Origin of the sequence: Lactobacillus corticis, assembly GCF_018327645.1 — a bacterium.
In the GTDB taxonomy this organism is placed as follows: Bacteria; Bacillota; Bacilli; order Lactobacillales; family Lactobacillaceae; genus Lactobacillus; species Lactobacillus corticis.
In genome coordinates, this window is record NZ_BMAY01000100.1 from 1 (window position 1) to 201 (window position 201).

Consider the following 201-nt stretch of genomic DNA (forward strand, 5'->3'; position numbering starts at 1 on the left):
AAGATGTTTTGGACGTCATGAAAAAAGTTGCCGAGTCAGGCATCACCATGCTGGTGGTAACGCACGAAATGGGTTTTGCCAGAGAAGTGTCAGACCGGGTAATCTTTTTCAATCAAGGAGAAGTGCTGGAAGATTCTAACGATCCAGAAGCTTTCTTCGAACATCCGAAGTCAGAACGGGCACAGGAGTTCTTGAGCAAGA

1 pseudogene is annotated in these 201 nt (G+C 46.3%); it reads left to right on the forward strand.

Annotated elements, in window-relative coordinates:
- Positions 1 to 201, forward strand: a pseudogene (locus tag KI210_RS08910) (amino acid ABC transporter ATP-binding protein); the annotation flags it as partial.